Below are 15,883 nucleotides of genomic sequence, written 5' to 3'. Positions count from 1 at the left end.
GCAGTCTTCCAGTTCAGCACCTTCTTTTTTAGCATCAAACTTTAGATAGACCGACTTGGGCGGCTTCTGAATCCCGCACATCGGAAAAGTGTTTATAGAAAAATGAAGCCCCGTGCCTTAACAGCACGGGACTACATGTTTTATTTCGTTTGCGATTTGACCGGTTTTTTTAAGAATCCCACAATCAAAGCCGTCACAATCGAACCGATGAGAATCGCAAGAATATACAAGAAGACGTTTCCTTGAACAACCGGGAAGACGAAAATTCCGCCATGCGGAGCCGGAAGCCCAATATGAAAAGCCATAGTCAGCGCCCCGGCTACTGCGGAACCGATCGCCGTTGCCGGAATGACCCGCAGTGGATCCGATGCAGCAAACGGAATGGCACCTTCTGTAATAAAGGAAATTCCCATGAAATAGCAAGTAAAACCAGCTTTTCTTTCTTGATCCGTGAATTTATTTCGGAAGAAAGTCGTTGCAAGGGCAAGCCCGAGCGGAGGCACCATACCGCCGGCCATAATGGCTGCATGCGGATAGAAGTTTCCCGCTTCAATCATTGCTAGTCCAAATGTATAAGCCGCTTTGTTGATCGGACCTCCCATGTCAATGGCCATCATAGCGCCAAGGATAAGTCCCAGAATAATTAAGTTGCCTGTTCCCAATCCGTTCAGCCAATGTTGCAATCCGGTGTTGACGTCGCTTAACGGTTCCACTAAAAAGTACATAATCAGCCCCGTCAAGAAGACCCCCAAGAGCGGATAGATCAAGACAGGTTTCAAACCATCAAACACCTGCGGTAAATTTCTAAATACATATTTAATGCCTACAACGATGTAGCCAGCCAAAAATCCGGCAATCAAGCCGCCTAAAAATCCGGCATGCCCATTATAAGCCATCAATCCCCCAACCATTCCAGGCGCAAATCCAGGACGATCGGCAATACTCATCGCAATAAAACCAGCCAACACAGGCACGATTAACATAAACGCGTTTTGACCGCCGATTGTATTGATGATTTCGGCAAATTTATTGTATTCCGGACTTTTCGGATCAGCGGAATGAATGCCAAACATAAAGGAGATTGCAATCAAAATACCGCCGCCGACTACGAATGGAAGCATGTTGGAAACGCCATTCATCAAATGCTTGTAAAAACCTGCCCACCTCTTTGAGCTATTTTTTCCGGAATCCGGACCGTCATTTTTTCTGTTTTTTGCGTGATAAATCGGTGCATCTTTTTTGATGGCTTTTTCAATCAACTCTTCAGGACGACGAATTCCATCCGCAACCGGAACTTCAATCACCGGCTTTCCGTCAAAACGGTCCATGTCCACTTTTGTATCCGCCGCAACAATGATCGCAGGCGCTTCTGCAATTTCTTCCGGAGTCAAAACATTTTTTGCTCCGCCAGATCCGTTTGTTTCTACTTTTATATCAACGCCCATTTCTTTTGCTTTCAATTTTAAAGCATCTGCCGCCATATACGTATGGGCAATACCCGTCGGACAAGCGGTAACGGCCAATACTTTCCCTTTCGAAGCGGAAGAAGAAGCCGTTTTTTGTTGCTCTTCTTCATCTTCACGGTCGAACGATTCAATAAGAGAGAGGACCTCGTCTGCTGATTTGGCTTGCATCAGCCCTTCCCTCACCTCAGGATGCATCAACATGCCGGACAGTCGGCTCAATGCTTCTAAATGGGTTTGATTGGCACCTTCCGTCGCGGCAATCATGAAAAATAAATAGGCTGGCTGGCCGTCAAGCGACTCATAGTCCACACCGTTTTCTGATTTTCCGAACACAATAGCGGGTGTTTTTACCGCGGCCGTTTTGGCATGGGGGATGGCAATTCCTTCACCGATCCCCGTTGTGCTTTCTTCTTCTCTCTTTAAAATGCCTTGTTTAAAAGCCTTCTTATCGTTTAATTTTCCAGCTTTATCGAGAACGTCAATTAATTCATCGATCACGGCTTCTTTGGAATGGGCTTTTAAATTTAGTTGAATTGTATCTTTTGTCAACAATTCTGTTATTTTCATCACCTATTCCCCCTACATGATCCTTTTGACCTTGACTTGGTCAAAAAGTTGTTCAACTTGATCTTTCGTGCAAAGCCCGATGGAAAAAGCAGTCGCGCTTCCTGCAGCATTGGCAAGCTGAAAAGATTTTTCAAGACTGTAGCCGCGCTCTATGCCAGCTAAAAATCCGGCGACCGTAGAATCTCCGGCCCCAACCGAACTTTTCAGCTCGCCTTTAGGTACAGTCGCCTGCCAAACGCCTTGTTCATTTAAGAGGACGGACCCTTGTTCAGCCATGGAAACGATCACATTCTGCACGCCTCTCTCAAGCAGCTTCTTTCCATAATAGACAGCTTCTTCCACCGTCTTGATCGTGGCTTGAAATATTTGTCCAAGTTCATGATGGTTCGGTTTAATGAGAAACGGACGATAATCCAGCACCGGTTCCAACAAGTTTTTCTCAGCATCGACAACAAGCCGAACGTCTTTTCCTTGAATCGTTTCTGCAATCGTTTGATAAAAGGTTTTCGGAATGGAAGCCGGAATGCTTCCTGCCAAAACTAGTACATCGCCGCTTGTTAAACCGGCTACTGTCTGTAAAAGTTTTTCTAAATCAGCTCTTTGAATATCCGGACCGTTCGCGTTGATCTCCGTTTCTTGATCAGCCATAATTTTTACATTAATGCGGCTCAATCCGTCTACAGGAACCAAGCGGGAAGAAATGCCTTCTTTCCGAAGATATTCCTCAATATAGCGTCCTGTAAATCCGCCGCCAAAACCTAAAACCGTACTGTCTATATCTAATCGCTTCAACACTCTCGATACGTTGATTCCTTTGCCTCCCGGGAGAACGGTTTCGTGAGTGGATCGGTTCAAACTCCCCGGTTCGAGGCGATCCATTGCCAGGATATAATCTATGGAAGGATTTAATGTAATGGTATAAATCATGTTGTCACAACCTTTATCATCGTTTGATTCGCAAAACTTACTTTTTGATCGTCCTCAAGAGAATTTGTGATGATGATGACTTCATCTATCTCCGCAATTTTTGAAAAAGAAATTTCGCCAAATTTTTCTTCATCCGCCAGTACATACGCCTCCCTTGACAAGTCGATTGCCTGTTTCTTCACTTGGGCTTCTTCAGGATCAGGTGTGGTGAGACCGTATTGGGGATGGACACCGTTCGTACCAATAAACGCCTTGTCAAAACGATATTGTCGAATCGATTCAATGGCCCCTCTGCCAACCATAGCATTTGTCTTCGGCTTGACAAATCCTCCAATTAAATAGGTTCGGATGCCTTTCTTCAAAAGAAGTTCGACAAGATTTAAACCATTGGTCACAACAACAATATCTTTCCCTTCTAACCATTCAATCATTTGCATCGTCGTTGTGCCGGCATCCAAGTAAATACAATCGCCATCTTCCACAATGCTTGCCGCATATTGAGCGATTTGCTTTTTTTCTTGAATGTTTTTGGATGATTTTTCAGGAACGCTTAACTCCGTCAACTTTCCTTGAAGTCGAGCCGCGCCCCCATGAATGCGCTTTAAAAACTTTTTCTCTTCCAGCCACGTCAAATCTCTTCTAATCGTAGACTCGGAAGCATCCGTTAAAGCTGTAAGTTCGCTTATTTTTACTATTTCTTTTTCTTTAAGCGCTTGCAAAATCAGTCGGTGTCTCTCTTCCGTCAGCACAAAACCACCTCTGAATCCTTTCTTTCTTTTTCTCTACACTTATATTGTAATGGAACCGATTACAAACATCAATAAATTTCTATCAAATTCTTTCATTTTTAATCAAAATTATTCACAAAATCGACGATTTCTTTTAGGAAGAAAGAAGGACATTTTTCTTGATAAAAAAAAGCCTCTCCTCCTTTTCACACTGCTAAAGAACGAAAGGCTTTTGTGGATTATAGCCTCTATTCCAAGACCTAGCACTCTTCCTAAAACGAACCTTCTATTCCTTAAGACCTACGACCCGAATCCTTTTATAATCAGCCATCCATTGACCGTTTTTGAACATTTTTTCTTTCAAAAGCGCTTCTATATCTAAAATGATCTCTTCTTTTGTTTCATCGTCCAGATCTTGAAACATCGGATCTCCAAACATTTTAAGCCAATTTCGCAGACCTTCCTTGCCCAATAAAGGAGTAGGTCTGTCAAAATGAAACGCTGCGGCCACCCGAAAACCATATCGCTCCATCAAAAAAGTGTACTCGCCGACACTTGGATAATACCACGGAATGCGCGCATCAGGATTTTTTATTCCCATTTTTCTGAATATTCCAATCGCAGCATTGACAATCATTTGGACATTCCCTTTTCCGCCGAACTCTGCCACAAATCGGCCTCCTTTTTTCAGCGCTTTGTAAATGCCTTCAAGCGCTTGTTCCGGCGGTTTAATCCAATGAAGAACGGCGTTGGAGAACACGGCATCAAACTCATCCTTAAAAGGAAGATCAAGCGCATTCGCTTGCTGAAATTCAAGATGAGGATACTTTTTTCGTGCTTGTTCGATCATGTTTCCGGATGAATCTATTCCAATCACATCCACCCCTAACATATACAGTTGATTAGCCAAATCTCCAGTTCCACACCCCAAATCTAAAATGCGCTCTCCGTTTTGCGGAGCCAACAAGTCTATCAACTCTGTCCCATTTTGCGAGACAAAAGAATGTTGGTTATCATATAGCTTGACATTCCAATGATCTGTCATGTTCCCATCCCCCTCACTCATTTTTCTGTATTTGCTTGAAAAGAAACCCGCCTATATCGGCAGGTTTCGGTTATGATGGAGAAAATCTGATAAAATCAGCCAAACTGTTGTTCAGTCTATCCTGAATATCCAAATCGATGACGACTTCTCCATTTTCCTTCATCTGCACATGCGAGTCGTGAATGTAAACGCCGCGGGCAATTTGAGTGGCCCCGATGACTGAAAGAAGCGGATTTAGAACATATTCAATCGTCAGCAAGTGCGACATCGTTCCTCCTACCATGATCGGAAACACTGATTTTCCCTTTAAAATATCCATTGGCAGCAAATCGATAAACGCCTTTAATGCACCCGGTATGGATGCTTTGTAAACCGGGGATATCACGACGAATCCATCCGCTTCTTCGATTTTTTGCTTATATTGTTGGATAGCCGTACTATGAAAATCAGCATAATAAACATCCTCAGCCGGCAAGTCCCGAATGGATATCACTTCCGCTTGATGTCCGATCGATTCTAAACGGTTTTTTAAAAAATCGGCGATCGAATCAGATCGGCTGGGCCGCAGCGGGCTGCCAACCAAAATCACGCATTTCATTTTTTTCCCACCTTTACTGGACAACGATGAAATCGCCATATTCAATCCTGTTATTTTTTCTAATTTCCCCGCATTCTTACTATATCATACTTTGAAGCAGGACAGGCCCGGCCGACGTTTTGCCGAGTCAGTCAAGACTTTGTGGGAACTTTTTTGATTCCTGAAAACAGATGTAAGTCATAGGTTAGCGAACCATTTTTTTGAATTTCATCCGTAAGCGCTTTCGGACTCTCATCCCTTGCCATGACAGACGAATATGTATACCTTTTTTTACCATCCCTTGAATTCAGACAGGGCATGATAGATCGGAGTCCCGGACGATTGCTGTAAATATGGCACGTTATTCCGCGTTACCTCTGGAAGAAGACGGCGGATGCGTTGTTTCGCCTTGTTCACGATCGTCTGTTTGGTAGATGCCGTTTCCTCCGCCGGATGCGACGATTCTTCTCCTAAACGATGTCCGAAAAGACGAATCCCATCCATCCGGGCAATCATTGCCTTGAAAAACGCCCTGAGTCCCTTGTCTGTCCAACTGCGGCGGTATTTCACCCGATACGCCAGCTGGCTCATCACGCTTTCAGCCCTCCCCATCGGATACATGCCCGTTGTGTCCACTCCTTGCTCCTTCAGCCATTCCCGGTAATCACGGATGCATCCCGGCATCGATTCGATCCGGTGGATCAAGGCAGCCAGCTGTTGTTCTTTCGCTTCGTCCCCCAGCGTGCCGAGGGCGCTGTTCAGTTCCACAAGCAGCTTCTCTTCATCCTGCTTCGCCAGCTTTTGCCGAATCGCCTGCCACCGTGGATGGCCCGAGAGGCATTGGCGCAACTCACGCGCCACGTGGAATCGATCCAATTGGAAGCAGACCCGTCCTTTGAAATACTCCCGGCACGCGGTAATCCATGGAGCGCCGTCCCCGTTGATGACAAGAAGATCCCGACACGGATCATAGGCATATTCGTTCATCAAAAATTCCTCGAAGCCTTCCCACACCTCCCCCTTGCCTTCATGGACGTAATGGCGCTGATTCACGAATTCGATCCGTGAGCCGTTACGCTTCCATCCTTCGTGAACGGTCAGGATTTTGTCTTCCTTGGCCCGTTTTCCCTTCCCTTGGAGAGAGACAAACAGTCCATCGGCCTCCACAAACAGCACCCGTCCATATCGCTGGTCAACCGGGCAGTGCAGCGGAACTTCAGCCTCGAGCACCAACTGGCGGATCGTCTCATGGCTCATCACCGGATACCCGACCATCTGGGCAAGCGTATGAGCCGCTTTGCGATAGGAAGAGCACTCCACAGCCAATCCCATCGCCGTTTCTTCTAGACAAGGGCTGATTGACTGCGATCCATCAAACGCTAAAAAGGAATCAAGCAAAAACGTGTAACGGTTTTGTTCTCGGTCTAAATAGTAGTTTCGCTCAAAGGTAACTTCGCCAAACAAGGTTTGAATCGTGGTGCGTCGTTTGTCTTTCAAGTGGTACCGGCGCTTGTCCCGGGTTTCCGCCAATTGTCGGTCGATGTCCTCCAACAGAGCCGTAAACAGCTCGGTGAAGGCGTTTTGCAAGGCTCGAAACAAATCAAGTTCGATCTCTTTCCATGTCAACGAATTTGTGGTAAGATGTTGTTGAATATTCATAGGACTCTCTCCTCCTGTTTGATGGTGTGAACAATGATCATCTTACCAGGGAGAGAGTCCTTTTTTCATGTTTCCTGCTTGGGATCCTACCGCGCTTTGCTTGGTGGCCCCGATGAGGGGGATTGCGAACCTACGTTCCCAACCCCCTCATCGGGGAATTCTAAGAATTTCTCCCACAAACATTTTACTCACACCGTTTTGCCGGCAAGAAGAAAAAATCTTCGTGTTTTAAGAGCTTGTCTATTATTTTTTCTTTATTTCTTCATATTTTTGAAACCAATCAGGAAATGCTTTTTTAAATTGAACAGGCTTGAATTCGCCTTTTTCATCTTTGCGAACCACGATGTGCGTCGTACTTCCTTCCGCACATACTTCCCCATCTCCGTTTACGATTTGAAAACCGTATTCTGTCTTTAAGCCTTGATTTTTTTCAACCCACGTCTTAACAAACACTTTATCTCCGAGCTTTAATGATTTTCTATAAGTAATATTCAGATTGTATACCGGAGCATAATACCCCGCTTTTTCCATGTCCAAATAGTCAAAGCCGACATCCTTTATGAGCTTTTCCCTTCCCAATTCAAGCCATTTAATATAGTTCGCATGATAGATGACGCCCATCATATCCGTGTCAGCATAGGATAGTTCAATTTCTTTTACCGCTATATACATTTCATGATTTCCTTTCTACGTCAAAATCGTCCATTTTTTTCTATCATATCACATGGCTTGAATCAGCGTCTCTTTTTCCATCCTTTATCCACTTCATTTTTGAATAAAACAACTATTTTTAGATGCAAAAATAGATGATGTATAAAATTTTGTGTAAAGCATTTGACTAGCTCAAAAGAAAAAAGGTAGGGTATTCTCTGATTGGACGAAAAACATTCCAGAGAAAGGAGAACCCTACCTATGTCTAAAAGTATACCGAATGTAGACTGGGCTCATCGACTGGTAAGTGTGATTCGTCAGTTTGTGAAAGAAAAATTAGAGCTGATTACGCGGGAAGAAATCAAAAATTTCCTCGAAATCGAACAGTCAGACACATCCAATTGAGAAACGGCTACTATCAACGAAATCTAGATACACAATATGGCCGGATGGAAGGGCTTTTGGTCCCAAGAGACCGAAATGGAGAATTTCAAACGCAGCTGTTTGCCCCTTACCAACGACAAACCGGCTGGCTGGAAGAAGCCATCATCAAGATGTATCAAAGCGGCATGAGTACACGGGAATTTGGCAAGTGGGTCGAACGAATTCTAGGAAATGCCTATTCTCCTACGACGATCAGCCGTATATTACTGATGTCGTAAAGGAAGATATCGAAAATGGCACACTCGTCCACTACCCAAGCGTTATTCGGTCTTATATTTGGACGGCTTGTACGTGAAACTTCGCCGCGATACGGTAGAAAAAGAAGTTATTTATGTGGTGTTAGGAGTAAATGAAGAAGGGTATCGCGAAATTCTCAATTTTTTCGTGGGAGGACAAGAAAGCGCCTATGGATGGCGGGAGATTCTCCAACAGCTCTACAAAAGAGGCGTCAAGGAAGTGCTTCTAGGTTAATAAGAAATGGGCAGGAAGAAAGTTACGAGGATTTGCCGAAGCACATGAAGCTCTTCAACGAATGTTTGAAGAACGTTACAATTAACCAAATAATGTAAATAAATGAGATAAGGGGATTCTCCCTTTCCACACAGGAGACTGAATATTCAGTCTCCTGTGTGGAGAAAACAGCCCCCTCTATTCTAAAATTCATTTCAGAGATACCCTATCTATCTTGCATTACACAAAATTCTTGACAGTACCAGTCCATATAATTGTGTAAAAAGGAAATAGAAAAAGAGCCATGTTGCTTCCCCTTTGGTAGAATAAACAGTGAACACAAAACACCAAACATAAGGAGGAATGCAACAACGGCACAATATCATGAGAGGGGGCATTTCTTTCTTATAACTAGTCATATAATATACATTGAGTTTATTGTAATCCCCCTGCTTAGTCCCCTGTCCTTCATGTCAACTTAGACTTAACTAAGATTTCTAAACAATCATGTAAAAAAATTCAAACATAATATAAAAATAATAATAATCAACATAGCCGTTAGAGATATTGGAAGAATATCTCGTACCAATTGTCCCTCATTTCCTGAATTTTTTGTAATGGAAGCAACTAATGCAACCCTAGATGGTGAAGCCATAGTCATATTAGATGCTGAAACATTTTGGGATGTAGCATACAACAGTTCTGAACTATGTAATTTATTTGCCATTGTGCTTTGAAAATGTGAGAACATTGCATTAGAAGCACTGTTGCTGCCACTCATAAATCCACCGATTGCACCGATTATAGGAGATGCAATAATAAACCAAGAACCCAATAAAGCGGCCACATTTGTCGCGATAAAATCTGTCATTCCAGATTGTTGCATTACACTGGACATAGCAACAAATCCGATTGTTGCCATACTTGCTGGATATACTTGTTGTGTCGTTCTAATAATGCAGGATTTGATCTGAAACATTTTTAAACGGTATATCCCAATGGTCACAATAGAAGCTAAAAACAATGCAAATCCCGGGCTATACAAGAGTTCTAAATGAAAATTATATTTTGGTAATCTAACCACCATTACATTAGTAAGGATTAATTTCAAAGACGAATAAAAATGTGATATAAAGATATAAGTCGTTAAAATAAGGTAAGGTATAATAGCTTTTAGAAAATCCCTTTTATTTGTTAGAAGAGTTGATTTTGATACCGCAACTTCTTTAGCAAATTTTTTGTAAATTAACTCTTTTAATTTCCAATAAGTTATCAAACATAAAGGGGATGTAAATCCTGCTAATACACCAGCTAATTCCGTTGAAACATAAGCGCTTATCAACCATGTAGTTAATGATAACGTTGTTGAAACAATTAATATCTCTAAAAAGTAATTTTTTATAGCTCTCTTCCCTCCACTAATGATAACTACCATTACTGTATAAAAAAAATAAAGAGGAATACTTACTAAGGCGCTATACTTTCCCAGTTCATTGAGGGGGACACTCGATAATTCAGCGTTGATTACTGTTCCAATAGCAAGCGCCCCCCATGGAACAGCAGACTGCGTCAATAAAGACAAAAGAGCCGCCTTTCTTGGTTGAAAGCCTAACGAAAGATATAGGGGGGCGGCTATAACAATTCCGATACCAAAACCACTAGTTGCTTCAAGAAAAGGACCTAATGCTGAGGAAATTAGTAACCCTTGTTCTACCGGTGAGCTACAAAAAACAGATAATCTGTTAGAAATAATGTTAATAGCCCGGCTTTCACTTAATACGTTATATAAAAGTAACCCAAATATCAAAACATAAATAACAGTAATTGATATCAATAAACCTTGGATAGAGGAATGTAATAAATCTTTTAATGATGTTTCAAAATGGAAAGGCAACAGTGATATGATAACCGCCAACAAATATGAATATATTGCTGTGTGCATTCCTGAAATTTTTAGCCAAATCAAACAAACTAGAGCTAATAAAATTGGTGATACAGACAGTATAAAGTTAAAAAAAAGTTGCATTGTATCTACACACCCTTTCTTGAACGTTTGTTTTTTGATAAGAAAAAAGGTAAAAAAAAAGTTTTGAATGCTCATCGTCAAAACTCTCTTCTCTTTATGAGCTTAAAATTCCACTAAAGATGCTTGTGCGCTAGCAAATAGTGAAAACAGAATACGTTCAGGGGGTGTGGATACATAATTTAAACCGAGGGGTGCCGCATGACGAGTTAACCATTGAACAGATTCCCAGTCTCCTGCAATTTCACCCCCCAAGCCAATTAAGTAATCACGGTTATTAATTCTTCGTAAATTGCGAATACGTCGCAAACTTGTCCCATATAATAATCCATGATCGTAAACACTAATCTTTGCATGTTCTTTAGGATAAAATTCACCATCAATAAAAACTAATGTCGAGATCAGTTTTATCACCCCTATGTATTGTTATTGATAACAATAGTTTTTAGAGTTTTTTTGTGTTAACATTGGAGAATTAATAAATATCACTTTTTTTCATAGTTTAAATTCCACTATAGTGGATATATTTCCATATTATTACTAATTACTATGAAAGTCAAGACAAAAATTCCACTATAGTGTAATATAGTTATGTATCAAATTGATTTTCCGCCATATAATGAAACTTTCCATTCGACCTTTTGATTAACTTAAACATTTATATTATATCTTTTTTCAAACTGAACTTATTGCAGGAGGGATTCATCATGAGTTTCGGGGAAAACGTTAAAAAAGCTAGAAAATCTAAGTCACTTTCTTTACAGGAATTATCTGATCGCTGTGGAGTAAGTCGCTCTATGCTTTCGCAAATCGAAAGAGGGGAAAAAAACCCTACTATCCAAGTGGCTTGTCAAATTGCAGAAGGTTTAGATATGACCCTTTCACAATTATTAGGAGAAGATGCTAGAAAAGAGGTGATTGTTATAAAAAAGGAGGAAAGATATATTTATAAGGATGAACATAGTGGTTTTGAAAGACATCTTTTATCTCCTTCTTTCCCATCAAGGGGGATCGAATTTATTTTAAATATTATTCCTTATAAAAAAGCTTCAGGAATTTTCCCAAAGCACAAAAAAGGAGTTAAGGAGTATATCTCGGTAGCTAAGGGTAAATTAAGAGTAAAATTAGGAAATGAAACGTATGACTTAGAAGAAGGCGATTCCATGTATTATGAAGCAGATATTGAACATAGTTTTACCAATATAGGTCATGAAGACTGCCACTATTATCTAGTGATTAATTCGAACAATGTATATTTGTAAGCGGTTTCTAAATAATAATTCACTATAGTAAACTAAACTACTTTTACAATAACTAATATTTAACTATCTCCTAACACTCAGTTGCAGGAAAGGTTGTTTCATTTACGTATTCTTAAACAAAAAGATATTCTTTCGTTCTTACTCATCCTGTACTAATGGTGTTATGTCAAGAAACTAGACACAGAAAATAGAGACTTTTTTTACCGCACTTCGCATGCTGACCTTGTCAGGGAATGAAAAGTATTATCATCTCTCATCCCCTGACAAGGAAAAAGATTACTGGTATTGCGATGATGTATAAAATTTTGTGTAAAGCATTTTGCTAGAACAAAAGAAAAAAGGTAGGGTATTCTCTGATTTGGACCACAACACATTTCAGAGAAAGGAGTACCCTACCTATGTCTAAAAGAAGTATACCGAATGTCGACTGGGCAAATCAACTGGAAAATGCCATTCGTCAGTTTGTAAAAGAAAAATTAGAACTGATTATGCGGGAAGAAATCAAAAATTTCCTCGAAATCGAACAGGCTGGAACGCCGAATATGAGAAACGGCTACTATCAACGAAATCTAGATACACAATATGGCCGGATGGAAGGGCTTTTGGTCCCAAGAGACCGAAATGGAGAATTTCAAACGCAACTGTTTGCCCCTTGCCAACGACAAACCGGCTGGCTGGAAGAAGCCATCATCAAGATGTATCAAAGCGGCATGAGTACACGGGAAATTGGCAAGTTTATCGAACGAATTCTAGGAAGCACCTATTCTCCTGCGACGATCAGCCGGATTACCGATGTCGTGAAGGAAGACATCGAGAAATGGCACGCTCGTCCACTACACAAGCGTTATTCGGTCTTATATTTGGACGGCTTGTACGTGAAACTTCGCCGAGATACGGTAGAGAAAGAAGTTATTTATGTGGTATTGGGGGTGAACGAAGAAGGGTATCGTGAAATTCTTGATTTCTTCGTAGGAGGACAAGAAAGCGCCTATGTATGGCAGGAGATTCTCCAACAGCTCTACAAAAGAGGCGTCAAGGAAGTGCTTCTTGGCGTCTTCGATGGCCTTCCGGGGTTGGAGGAAGCCTTTAAGGCGGTGTATCCGAAAGCCGATGTGCAGCGCTGTGTCGTTCACAAAGTCCGCAACACCCTCAGCCGTGTTCGGAAAAAAGATCAATTCGAAATGGCGGAGGACCTGAAACTCATTTATCGTTCTCCGAATAAAGAAATCGCATTGGAGATGTTTCAACAGTTTCAATCCAAATGGTCTCACAAATACCCAAGGGAAGTCCAATCTTGGGCAAATGAGTTGGATGTCCTTCTCACCTTTATGGACTATCCAAGCAGTATTCGAAGTGTGATTTATACGACCAATGCCATCGAACGAACGATCAAGGAGATTCGGAAACGCCTAAAACCGATGAACAGTTTGAGCAGTTTAGAAGCCGCTGAAAAAGTCGTATATTTGACGATACAGGACTTTAACGAGAAATGGGCAGGGCGAAAGTTGCGAGGATTTGCCGAAGCGCAAGAAGCCCTTCAACGAATGTTTGAAGAACGTTATTGTTAACCAAATATTGTAAATAAACAAAATAAGGGGATTTTCCCTTTCCACACAAGAGACTGAATATTCAGTCTCTTGTGTGAAGGAAACCGGTTCCCTATCCATTCCAAATCCATTTCAGAGATACCCTATCTATCTTACATTACACAAAATTCTTGACGGTACCGTATTTTTCTAACTATTCGTGATTGTCTATGAATCTACGGAAAAATCTTTTGTCATTCACTCGCGTTTTATCCTAAAAGGTTGAATAACGTAATGCATAACAAAAATCATGAGTGTAAAAAATAGGATTGTCACTGTATACAAAGGAGGTGTCTCTGATGGAACGATATGAACAATTCAACAAAAGTTTCATCAACGGCGAATGGGTCGATGGACTTAGCGAACGGACATATGGTAACTTAAACCCGTATGACAATTCCGTTATTGCAACCATTCGTCTGGCAACGAAAAAACAGCTTGCCGAAGCGTTTGACGTCGCCAAACAAGCTCAAAAAGAATGGGCGAACACACCCCCAGAAGAGAAAAAGGAAGTGCTCCGCAAAGCGGCGGAATATTTACGTTCCAATCGGGATGCAATTATGGATATGATCGCCCGCGAAACAGGCGGAAGCATCATTAAGGCGAATGTGGAAGTCGATTTATCGATTGGGCTTGTCGAAGAAGCAATCAACATGGTCGATGAATTGACAAAAGTGAAGGAAATTCCGTCGGAAACAGAAGGAAAAATCAACCGGATTTATCGCCTGCCATTAGGGGTCATCACATCGATTTCTCCGTTTAACTTTCCAATGAATTTGTCGATGAGAACAATCGCCCCAGCGATTGCGTTAGGAAATAGCGTCGTACATAAGCCGGATATCCAAACATGCTTCACAGGCGGCTCCATCATCGCAAGAGCCTTTGAATATGCCGGATTGCCAAAAGGAGTTTTAAACGTCATTCTCACCGATATCGATGAAATCGGCGACGATATGTTAACCAATCCGAATTCACAGCTTATTAGTTTTACTGGTTCGACCGCTGTCGGCAAGCATATCGGAGCGATCGCAGGCGGAATGTTAAAACGCGTCGCGCTAGAGCTTGGCGGTAACAACCCGTTTGTCGTTCTTGCTGATGCCAATGTGGATCGTGCCGTTGACGCAGCAATATTCGGCAAGTTTATCCATCAAGGGCAAATTTGTATGATTATTAACCGCATCATTGTCCATAAAAACCATTATGATGAGTTTGTCGAAAAATTCGTCGAACGGGCGAAAGCGCTTCCGTATGGCGACCCGCGCGATCCGAAAACGATCATCGGTCCGCTGATTAACGAAAAACAAATCGAAAAAGCCTTGGCGATCATTGAAGAAGCGAAAAAAGAAGGTGCCAAAGTGGCGCTCGAAGGAAAGCGAATCGGCAACATTTTAACGCCGACTGTATTTGTCGATGTCGATAATAACAGCAAACTGGCACAAACCGAATTGTTCTCCCCAATCGCGACCATTATTAAAGCTGAATCCGATGACGAGGCGATCGCGATGGCGAACGATACCGAATATGGTTTAAGTTCAGCGATTTTCACCGAAGATTTAAGCGAAGGCGAACAATTAGCCTTACAAATTGAAAGCGGTATGACACATATTAACGATCAGACGGTCAATGATAGCCCGACCGTCCCGTTTGGCGGCACAAAATCCAGCGGTATCGGACGGTTCGGAAACCCGTGGGTTGTGGAAGAGTTTACGATGACAAAATGGGTATCGGTTCAAAAGGAGTATCGCCGCTATCCGTTTTAGTAGTCCAAGAAAAAGGGGCCGACCGAAAAGCAGAATTGCTTTCCAATCAGCCCCTTTTAAAATTCGCTTGTATTGGCGTGAATCGTGACTTGTTGGATTTTTACAACTGTTTTTCCCCTTTCACACCATTAATCGAGTAGCTTGCCGTAATGTTGGCATTTAACGAATGGGATACAGAGCAGTACTTCTCTTTAGACAATTGAATGGCACGGACGACTTTGTCCTCTGGCAAATCCCCTTCTAACACATAATGAATGTGAATATCCGTAAACCGTTTCGGATGATCGTCCGCACGGGTTCCTTCCACTTCCATATAAAACGAACGAACCTCAAGTCGCATTTTTGTCAAGATCGATATAATGTCAATTCCCGTACATCCGGCAAGCCCATGTAAAATCAATTCCATCGGTCTCGCTCCATAATCTTGCCCCCCTGCTTCTTTGGAGGCATCCATCGGGATTTCCACTCCCGAAGCGCTCATCCCTGTAAATGACATTTGCCCATTCCACGTCACTTTCGCTTTCACTTTTTCTTCCTCCTCTTTTTGCTCCAGCGGTGAAATAAATGATGTTACTATTCAGTTTACTTTGCCAAAAAAATAAATGCAAAAAAAAAAATATCTTTTCGTATACAGATGATGTATAAAATTTTGTGTAAAGCATTTGACTAGCTCAAAAGAAAAAAGGTAGGGTATTCTCTGATTGGACGAAAAACATTCCAGAGAAAGGAGAACCCTAC

General features: G+C 41.8%; 13 protein-coding genes and 1 pseudogene. 4 read left to right on the top strand and 10 right to left on the bottom strand.

The window, feature by feature from the left end; genetic code table 11:
- Positions 1-140: 140 nt before the first annotated feature.
- The 7 genes from NST12_RS03120 to NST12_RS03090 form a co-directional block, all read right to left on the bottom strand.
- A complete protein-coding gene (locus NST12_RS03120; RefSeq protein WP_048622691.1) occupies positions 141-2,033 on the bottom strand; it encodes a PTS fructose transporter subunit IIABC in 1,893 nt (630 codons plus the stop codon).
- A 12-nt stretch (positions 2,034-2,045) separates the two neighbouring features.
- Positions 2,046-2,960 (bottom strand): 1-phosphofructokinase, encoded by a 915-nt coding sequence (gene pfkB / locus NST12_RS03115; protein WP_048622690.1) that lies wholly within the window; start codon positions 2,958-2,960, stop codon positions 2,046-2,048.
- On the bottom strand, positions 2,957-3,709 hold the full coding sequence (locus NST12_RS03110; RefSeq protein ID WP_003353868.1) for a DeoR/GlpR family DNA-binding transcription regulator: 753 nt from the start codon (positions 3,707-3,709) through the stop codon (positions 2,957-2,959). Before NST12_RS03110 ends, pfkB begins: the two co-directional genes overlap by 4 nt.
- Before the next feature lie 265 nt (positions 3,710-3,974).
- Positions 3,975-4,733: a class I SAM-dependent methyltransferase gene (locus tag NST12_RS03105; RefSeq protein ID WP_341028503.1), complete on the bottom strand. Its 759-nt coding sequence runs from the start codon at positions 4,731-4,733 to the stop codon at positions 3,975-3,977.
- A gap of 70 nt (positions 4,734-4,803) precedes the next feature.
- Positions 4,804-5,331 carry an NADPH-dependent FMN reductase gene (gene ssuE / locus NST12_RS03100; protein ID WP_048622688.1) on the bottom strand — a complete coding sequence of 176 codons (528 nt, stop codon included), beginning with the start codon at positions 5,329-5,331 and terminating at the stop codon, positions 4,804-4,806.
- 270 nt (positions 5,332-5,601) lie between these two features.
- A complete protein-coding gene (locus NST12_RS03095) occupies positions 5,602-6,969 on the bottom strand; it encodes an ISLre2 family transposase (protein WP_003355652.1) in 1,368 nt (455 codons plus the stop codon).
- Positions 6,970-7,212: 243 nt separating this feature from the next.
- Positions 7,213-7,641 (bottom strand): acyl-CoA thioesterase, encoded by a 429-nt coding sequence (locus NST12_RS03090; protein WP_003353872.1) that lies wholly within the window; start codon positions 7,639-7,641, stop codon positions 7,213-7,215.
- A gap of 240 nt (positions 7,642-7,881) precedes the next feature.
- Here NST12_RS03090 and NST12_RS03085 point away from each other — a divergent pair.
- Positions 7,882-8,532, top strand: a pseudogene (locus NST12_RS03085) (IS256 family transposase); the annotation flags it as partial.
- Between the two features lie 487 nt (positions 8,533-9,019).
- Here the strand turns inward: NST12_RS03085 and NST12_RS03080 are convergent.
- Together NST12_RS03080 and NST12_RS03075 are read right to left on the bottom strand one after the other, a co-directional pair.
- Positions 9,020-10,615 carry an L-lactate permease gene (locus NST12_RS03080; RefSeq protein WP_341100201.1) on the bottom strand — a complete coding sequence of 532 codons (1,596 nt, stop codon included), beginning with the start codon at positions 10,613-10,615 and terminating at the stop codon, positions 9,020-9,022.
- A gap of 27 nt (positions 10,616-10,642) precedes the next feature.
- The gene (locus tag NST12_RS03075) at positions 10,643-10,951 is read right to left on the bottom strand and encodes a hypothetical protein (RefSeq protein WP_341100199.1); all 309 of its coding nucleotides are present in this window, start codon (positions 10,949-10,951) and stop codon (positions 10,643-10,645) included.
- A 293-nt stretch (positions 10,952-11,244) separates the two neighbouring features.
- Between NST12_RS03075 and NST12_RS03070 the strand changes: the two genes are divergently transcribed.
- The 3 genes from NST12_RS03070 to NST12_RS03060 all read left to right on the top strand — a co-directional run bounded on the left by NST12_RS03070 (position 11,245) and on the right by NST12_RS03060 (position 15,145).
- The gene (locus NST12_RS03070) at positions 11,245-11,799 is read left to right on the top strand and encodes a helix-turn-helix domain-containing protein (protein ID WP_341028492.1); all 555 of its coding nucleotides are present in this window, start codon (positions 11,245-11,247) and stop codon (positions 11,797-11,799) included.
- 398 nt (positions 11,800-12,197) lie between these two features.
- On the top strand, positions 12,198-13,367 hold the full coding sequence (locus NST12_RS03065) for an IS256 family transposase (protein ID WP_341028489.1): 1,170 nt from the start codon (positions 12,198-12,200) through the stop codon (positions 13,365-13,367).
- Positions 13,368-13,684: 317 nt separating this feature from the next.
- A complete protein-coding gene (locus NST12_RS03060) occupies positions 13,685-15,145 on the top strand; it encodes an aldehyde dehydrogenase family protein (protein WP_341028487.1) in 1,461 nt (486 codons plus the stop codon).
- A 100-nt stretch (positions 15,146-15,245) separates the two neighbouring features.
- Here the strand turns inward: NST12_RS03060 and NST12_RS03055 are convergent, their stop codons facing one another.
- Positions 15,246-15,671 carry an OsmC family protein gene (locus tag NST12_RS03055; protein ID WP_341100197.1) on the bottom strand — a complete coding sequence of 142 codons (426 nt, stop codon included), beginning with the start codon at positions 15,669-15,671 and terminating at the stop codon, positions 15,246-15,248.
- Positions 15,672-15,883: the final 212 nt, after the last annotated feature.

The sequence above is a fragment of the Bacillus sp. FSL W8-1127 genome (genome assembly GCF_038006725.1).
Classification (GTDB): domain Bacteria; phylum Bacillota; class Bacilli; order Bacillales; family DSM-4216; genus Bacillus_O; species Bacillus_O smithii.
The sequence above is the reverse complement of the archived record's forward strand: the minus strand, read 5'-3'. Positions and strand labels throughout refer to the sequence as shown.

What these genes read in the sequence shown, in the direction of transcription:
- NST12_RS03120 (WP_048622691.1), bottom strand. Translation starts at nt 2,033, where the DNA reads ATGAAAATAACAGAATTGTTGACAAAAGATACAATTCAACTAAATTTA.
- pfkB (WP_048622690.1), bottom strand. Translation starts at nt 2,960, where the DNA reads ATGATTTATACCATTACATTAAATCCTTCCATAGATTATATCCTGGCA.
- NST12_RS03105 (WP_341028503.1), bottom strand. Translation starts at nt 4,733, where the DNA reads ATGACAGATCATTGGAATGTCAAGCTATATGATAACCAACATTCTTTT.
- ssuE (WP_048622688.1), bottom strand. Translation starts at nt 5,331, where the DNA reads ATGAAATGCGTGATTTTGGTTGGCAGCCCGCTGCGGCCCAGCCGATCT.
- NST12_RS03095 (WP_003355652.1), bottom strand. Translation starts at nt 6,969, where the DNA reads ATGAATATTCAACAACATCTTACCACAAATTCGTTGACATGGAAAGAG.
- NST12_RS03090 (WP_003353872.1), bottom strand. Translation starts at nt 7,641, where the DNA reads ATGTATATAGCGGTAAAAGAAATTGAACTATCCTATGCTGACACGGAT.
- NST12_RS03080 (WP_341100201.1), bottom strand. Translation starts at nt 10,615, where the DNA reads ATGAGCATTCAAAACTTTTTTTTTACCTTTTTTCTTATCAAAAAACAA.
- NST12_RS03070 (WP_341028492.1), top strand. Translation starts at nt 11,245, where the DNA reads ATGAGTTTCGGGGAAAACGTTAAAAAAGCTAGAAAATCTAAGTCACTT.
- NST12_RS03065 (WP_341028489.1), top strand. Translation starts at nt 12,198, where the DNA reads ATGTCTAAAAGAAGTATACCGAATGTCGACTGGGCAAATCAACTGGAA.
- NST12_RS03060 (WP_341028487.1), top strand. Translation starts at nt 13,685, where the DNA reads ATGGAACGATATGAACAATTCAACAAAAGTTTCATCAACGGCGAATGG.